Origin of the sequence: Anaeromicrobium sp., assembly GCF_025210435.1 — a bacterium.
In the GTDB taxonomy this organism is placed as follows: domain Bacteria; phylum Bacillota; class Clostridia; order Peptostreptococcales; family Thermotaleaceae; genus Anaeromicrobium.
Genome location: NZ_JAOART010000043.1, coordinates 1 through 7048, shown reverse-complemented (window position 1 = coordinate 7048; position 7048 = coordinate 1). Strand labels below are relative to the sequence as shown.

Sequence of the window (7048 nt, the reverse complement as noted above, 5' to 3'; positions counted from 1 at the left end):
TATGATTTATTTTGTTATGTTATATTATTCCAGTAAAAAACAAGCTGAAATCTATGCTAAATTTAACTGAATTACATAATAATTACTGGAATTATATTTCCAAATTTGTTGTGATTGTTTGTACAAATTTTACGTAGTTAATTCTTTACCTAATTCTGTAACTGATAACTTTTTACCATCAAGTTTATAACTATCTATTTGTTTGGCTAACGCCCAATTATAAATAAATATCATGCAACCTATATGCTTATACATTAAAGTTATTTGTTCTTCTGTTGGATACAATCTAACATTAATGGCCTTTATCATCTTTTAATAACTCCTTAATGATTTTTTTAACTTTATTTGCTCTTGCGAATAGTATCTTGTACCACCATCAGTTACATGTTGTGGAATGAATGAGCCTTTGTTTTGCCTATTTCTTTAGCAAACTCACCTATTGAATAATACTTCATTAATTATCACCTCTATATAACGATAATAAACAATATGATATTATTTTATATATTTCTATAGATTTTTATAGATTTCATTCAATAATTGCTAACCTCCTACTTATTTTTACGCATTTTCAGTTTCAAAAGAGCTAAAGCCTTCTTCCCATCTAGATCACATATGGTGTTCTCACCTACAACTTCAGTCTCAATCCCTTTAGCTGACTTATTAAAATCAACTATTGTATCCATATATTTATTGGTAACAACAAATTGTCCTTGTGTTCCCACAAAGCTAAGTCCTACTAGTGGAATTTGCCTTTTTCCTATTTCTTCAATAGTATTGGCATAATCCACATGACTATTTCCCCAACCATCTACAGATATGATTACTCCATCTGCACGACTCATCTCTGCCCACTGGGCAGCCATTCTTCCCACAAATTCTTTTTCATCGTTCCCTTGAGGTGTTCCTACTATTAATACTCCTAATAGATCCACATCCTCATCCTTTGACACAACATTTAGTAGTGGATCCCTAAAATGATGTAAGGTAGTTTCCTTAGTTGATGGCCCAATTCCCATATTTATCCCTCCTTAATCCATAGCCCTTAGGGCTCCATCTCTATATTGATTAGGACTTAATATAATAGGGACATTGAACATATCTATAATGGATACGCCACCTTCCACTCCACCAGGTTCCTTTGGCAATATCCATGTATCATACATGGCCCCTTGACCTGCCACCTGTTTTATAATCAATACCTTTTTTCTCTTTGGATGGGTTTTATCTGTAAAATCGTGTCTTTCATCACATTGGCGTCCATTTGATTTTTTTAATTTTTCTCTTATTTCTTGTATAAAAGAATCACACATTTTATGAACATGTATAATAGCTTTTCTATTAGTTCCCATACCAGACCTTAATATGGTATCCACATGGATTATTATATCCTCATCACTAGGTGTTCCTGCCCTATTAGAAACCATTTGATCTTCTAGTATGCCTTCAGATGATCCAAACTCTGCCACTTGAATACCATCTTCATCCACACCCGTAAGCATAACTACTGTTCCCGTTAAAGTATGGGTTATTCCTTCTCCTATTTTTCCTAAAACCTTTGTGGCTATAGGTATGAAGTCCATTATGGAGTTTACAAACCTATTTCTTTCATTTTTCTTTATTATATGTACCTTCAATTCTTTAATATATGGGTCATCCTCTGATAGACCCTCTATTAGATTTTTTATATGAAGAATTCCATTTTCCATACGAGTCTTATGACAAAACTTCACATCCTTCATATGAAATGACTTTATTGTCAGCCTTCTTAATTCCTTAGACTCAGTCATATGATCACCACTTTGCTTATAAAAGGTGTGGTAAAAATTATATATTTTATCACACCTTCTTCATTTTATTATATATAGATTTCGTAACACTAAGTTTTCTTTATACAGTAACTTGCCTACAAGGGAAAATATATACTATACTTTAGCTACATACTCATAAGGAAGAGGTATTATTTTCCCTGCTGATGGAATACTAATTAAATTTCTTAAGGAATCCTTAAGTATTCCCATTTGCATTTCCTTATCATTTGGAGCTCCTGCATTAGCTCCCATTGGTACTAAGGGAGCAACGGCTCTTGGAGAACCTGTTTGCCTTACTACTGGTGGTAGGGCTGCTATTACTATGGTAGGAATCCCCGATTCCTCTATGGCTCTTTGTACTAGTACAGCAGAGCGATGGCAAGTACCTCATCCAGCAGTTAATACTACAGCGTCCACGTCATGGTCTTTTAATATATTTGCAATGGCAGGACCCGTTTCTTCTTTAAATTTTTGTTGGTTCCCACCACCACCCATGAATCCTAGGTGTACTGGGGATACTTCTTTAATAAACCCTTCTTCTGCTAATTCCTTTAATCTATCTATTGGAAACATGCAGTTAATATCTTTGTTCACATCTCCATTATCATATCCACCATGAGATACCATCAAATCACTTGAATCAGCATCTCCTGGAATCACCCTATAAGTAAAATCCCCTGCTAAGTTAAATCTCTTATCCCTTTTTAAATGAACACCTGCTGCAGTGGCAAAAGCAACCTTCATATCTTTTAATTCCTTAGTCACTGGAGTCCACACTGGTGGTGGTGTTATTGGCACAAATATTTCTGATTGCATAGAATTTACAATTGTCATACTCATACTCTATGGCTCCTTCCTTACTTCTTATCCCTATTTCTCTTAGATATATTGCTAAAGTACTTTTCATTTACCTCTTCACTTAACACTTCTATGAAACTCATATTAAATCCAACTTCTTGACCAACCTTCACTTCATAATCTGATATGAGCATTCTTTTAGGAATTTTTAATTCACCAAGTCTTCCCTTTAAGTCAATGGATACAGCCCCATCACTTACCCTAGTGATTACACCTTCCATTTTTATAATCTTATCTCCATATTTCATAATTCATCCCTACTTAGTCGAATATTTTTCTAGTCTTTTTTCACTCATTGGTATGGAAGTTTCGTTTTCAACCCTTTCTATTTCTATTCCATATGCCTTTTCTACTAACTCTAAGTTAGTTTCCTTAACATTTGGATTCCACTTTCTTTCAGGTGCCTTAATTTCTCCATCTCCCATGGCAGTCTTAAGCATTCCTAATGCTCTTAGGGCATCTTCCTTACATAATGTATTGCAAGATAATACTTCGTTTTCGATTCCTGCTTCTGATTTGTTATTATCTACCATATACTTCATGTATTTATTTCCCACAACTAATGCACCTTGAACTGCACAAAATGACATTCCTACCACTGGAATATTTCTCATACCTATTTGCTCAATATGGCTGGCAAAATCAATATGGTTATTTCCAAATCCTTCAGTTGTTACTATGACACCATCCACATCCATAGTTTCTACCATCATACCTAATCTCTTAGATACATAGAACTTTTCACTATTAATTTGTGGACTTCCTACGAATATTACTCCACATAAATCTAATTGGGGGTCATTCATAGTTTCTATTACTAGGGGTTCTCTAAAATAGTGCCTTGAACACTCTTTACTTGCAGGTCCTATACAAACTAGGGCATGAATTCCTCCATCTAATACTTCTAGTGGAGATAATACTACTGGTACGTTTCCTAAGTCAACGTTAGGCTTTCCACCTAATACACCTACTGGCTCTACTGGTAGTATTAAGTTATCATGCATAGCTCCTTGACCCATGATTTCCTTAACTAGAACTACTTTTTTCTTTCCAGGTCTTCTATATTGAACAAACTCTTCTTCATAGTCAATATAAGATTCATCTAACTTCTTCATAGCTTCTCTTATTTCTTGAGTAATGTAGTCAGTTGCCTTATGGGCGGCTAGTGGTCCTGGTCTTTCCATGTTTGTTCCTCTAGCAATAACTACTTCTGATTTTATAAATATTTCACCCTTGTCTGGTGCTCCTGGTCTACCCCATTGGATATTTTCTTCAAGGATACCTTCTGATGAACCAAATTCTCCAATTTGAACTCCATCTTCATCAGTTCCCGTAACCATGATAATGGCTCCATCTAATAGGCGAGTTGCTCCACTTCCAAGTTCATGGTCTCCATCTTTAGTAGCTATTGGTTGAACATCCATGATAGTTTCACTATAAGTGTTGTACTTATCTGGAGTTATTATTTCAACCTTAATGTCCTTAACTATTTCACTTACCATTGCGGCATCATGACAGATATTTTCTCTAATATATAGGGTCTTTCCGTCAAATTTAGTAACCTCTCCAAATTTAACATCCTCTATCTTTATATGTTTTCTAACCAACTTTCTAATTAGTTTGTCTTCTACTTTAACTTCTTCTACTATATGTTCTACAGCTTGCACTTTCTCTGTAGCTACTTCTTTTTGTTGAGGAACTTCCACCAGTTGAGCTTGTCCTTGTCCTAGACTTCCTACAGGAATCTCAATGTTAATTCCACGTCCTTCGTCAATTTGAATTTTTAATATTCCTCCTTGAACTAAAGGATTATAAGATTCCTTCTTCATTTGAGCTGTCTCCTCTACCTTAAAGCCCTCTAACATTTGAGCCTTAATTGGTGTTAAGGCCGGTGCATCTACTACTAATTTCTTTCCAACTACTTCTTTTCTAGTTAATACATGCTCACTTAATTTAATTAACAGTGAATCTTCTAGTTTTTCAAAGTGCATTGGATTTTCTAAATCAGAAGCTTTAATCACATGTCCAGCTTTTTTATTGTACTTAAGTACAGCCTTTTTATCTTCCTCTTCTAAAACTTCTTCCTTTATTCCCTCCACCATATGAGCTGTAATAGGTGTTAATGAATCTATTGTTTTAGTTAATTTTGCTCCTATAACCTGACCTATTTTTAAGGAGTTTTGGGGAATTTCTAATAGTCCTGAATCTAATAGGTCTGGGAAAATTTCCGGGTCTTCTAGATTCTCTGCACATATTATGGTTCCTTCTTCTGTTCTACAACAAACTACTGCATATTCATTCTTTAAGCTCTTCGCATGTTCTGCACTCATTGCCATATTTTTATGCCTCCCTTATTCCATCGGTAATCTTCTTGTTAATGTATGATCTATAGTTCTAAATACATGGTCAGTGTGATGATACACAGGTATTGACATCTTTGGTGCACAACACATTACTGTGTTAGAACAATCACTACAATTTGAAATTAATACTCTCTTTGCCCCAAGGTTCTTAAGATATATTATTCCTTGTACCTGACCTGGGCAATGTCCTGGAGTTTTACACTTGTTTACGCCCCTTATAACCTCCAAATTCTTACACTTGGTCACCCCAACCACATTGGCTCCCATTTTCTTTGCCACATCTCTTAATCTCTCTTCATCATTTCCACAGGCACAGACTAATAAACCCATATTATCTTCAAACTTAGGAAGGGGTATAGTTACTATGGCTCCACCAGAAGTCTTAGTTACCCATGATGAATTTATATTCTGGGCATTTCCCGTATAAGGTCCTCCTATTATGACTTCCCCATATTCTCCATCTATTCCACCGTATTTTTCAATTAATGATTTGAAACTAGTTCCCACAGGCACTTGTAATTCCACATTAGGTTTGTTTCCAGATTTTAATTTTCCTATGATGGTTAGGTCCTTATCTATAACTGGCTTTCTTTCATCTACAGCACGAGTTATATTAGCTAAGGTCTCACCATTTAACACTACACAATTAGCATCTAGTGGCAATTGATCTGGTCTTAACCAAATTCCAAAGATTTCATGAATTATGGCCCGTTCTTCACCCATTGGATACATATCCCTTAATTCTTTAATCTCTATTTTATTATTTTTTAAAGTCTTCTTAAGTACTTCTATTGCCCTTTTGTTTTTACCTTTAATAGCTATGTATGCCCTTTGTGCACCCGTTGCCTCCATTGCATATTCAATACCTTTTATAACTAATTGTGGATAATTTTCTATTAAATATACATTATGCTTAAGAGCCGGTTCACACTCTACACAATTGGCAATTATATAACCTTTTGGTATCTTAGCTTGTAACTTTACATGGGTAGGAAATCCTGCTCCCCCTGCACCTACAACACCCGCTTCTATTACATAATCTATTAAACTATCACATTCCTTAATCTTTACAAATTCACTACTTTGAATTTCATCCGCCTTTATCTCTATAAGATTTTTTGTAATCTTTCTAACTACACCATTTACACTAGAGTGAATTTTAGCTCCTAATCCATCTTCATTAGCTATACATTCCCCTCTTTTAATTACATCTCCTACCTCAACTATTGCCTTAGCAGGTTTACCTATATGCATTTTTAAGGGAAACTTATACAATTTTTCCATACTTTCGCCGTCCTCCTCTGTCTTTACAAATCATATGCCAAGTATACAAAATCCAAATAAATTTATAACAAACTTTCTTAATTTCATTATTATAATTCCCATGGATAAGCCTTTTACTCCCTATAGAATTTTTTTATTTATTAACTTTCTTCATTATCCCATATTATAAATGTGAGCATATTCAGAATTGAATATGTTAATTTTCTGATATGATATTTTTTTAAGATTATTCTCTCGTTTTTGGATAAAGTTTGTGTTTTGAGGGTTTTCTTGTAAAAAAACAGTTGTGTCAATTTTCTGACACAACTGTGGAAAATTCCACCTTCTTGTGTGAATATAATTAGTTTATATTATATAGCTCTAATTTTATGATATCATTAAATTATATTTTTTACAAAGATAGAGAAAGTAATAATTAAGAAAATTACTATTTATGCAAGATTTTTCTAATTTACCATGAAAAAATTCATGTAAAATTAAAGATATCCTAGATTTTATGTAAATGGTCATTTACGATAAACCCTAGGATATGGCCTAATCTTTCATCTAATTTTGAATTTTTCAAAGGATTAACTTTATAAACTTTATATGATCTATAGATTTCTGGTGTATAAACTTGCTTTATGTGGGCCTATTTCAGGAAAATATATTGAAAATCTTTTCCACCCAAGTCCTTGTCACAAGCGAAAGTGTGAATCTTCGTATATAGGTTCATGTGTCATGTTGGAGTAG

5 protein-coding genes and 1 pseudogene are annotated in these 7048 nt (G+C 34.0%); all 6 read right to left on the bottom strand.

Annotated elements, in window-relative coordinates:
• Positions 1-129: 129 nt before the first annotated feature.
• Complete coding sequence (locus N4A57_RS05080) at positions 130-309, bottom strand: helix-turn-helix domain-containing protein (protein WP_293656543.1); 180 nt, start codon at positions 307-309, stop codon at positions 130-132.
• A gap of 242 nt (positions 310-551) precedes the next feature.
• A pseudogene (prdD, locus tag N4A57_RS05075) lies at positions 552-1790 on the bottom strand (proline reductase cluster protein PrdD).
• A 135-nt stretch (positions 1791-1925) separates the two neighbouring features.
• Complete coding sequence (prdB, locus tag N4A57_RS05070) at positions 1926-2651, bottom strand: D-proline reductase (dithiol) protein PrdB (protein WP_293656542.1); 726 nt, start codon at positions 2649-2651, stop codon at positions 1926-1928.
• Positions 2652-2668: 17 nt separating this feature from the next.
• Positions 2669-2917 carry a CBO2463/CBO2479 domain-containing protein gene (locus tag N4A57_RS05065; RefSeq protein WP_293656541.1) on the bottom strand — a complete coding sequence of 83 codons (249 nt, stop codon included), beginning with the start codon at positions 2915-2917 and terminating at the stop codon, positions 2669-2671.
• Between the two features lie 9 nt (positions 2918-2926).
• On the bottom strand, positions 2927-5005 hold the full coding sequence (gene prdA / locus N4A57_RS05060) for a D-proline reductase (dithiol) proprotein PrdA (RefSeq protein WP_293656539.1): 2079 nt from the start codon (positions 5003-5005) through the stop codon (positions 2927-2929).
• A 15-nt stretch (positions 5006-5020) separates the two neighbouring features.
• Positions 5021-6316, bottom strand: a complete 1296-nt coding sequence (gene prdC / locus N4A57_RS05055; protein ID WP_293656537.1) for a proline reductase-associated electron transfer protein PrdC — start codon at positions 6314-6316, stop codon at positions 5021-5023.
• Positions 6317-7048 lie beyond the last annotated feature (732 nt).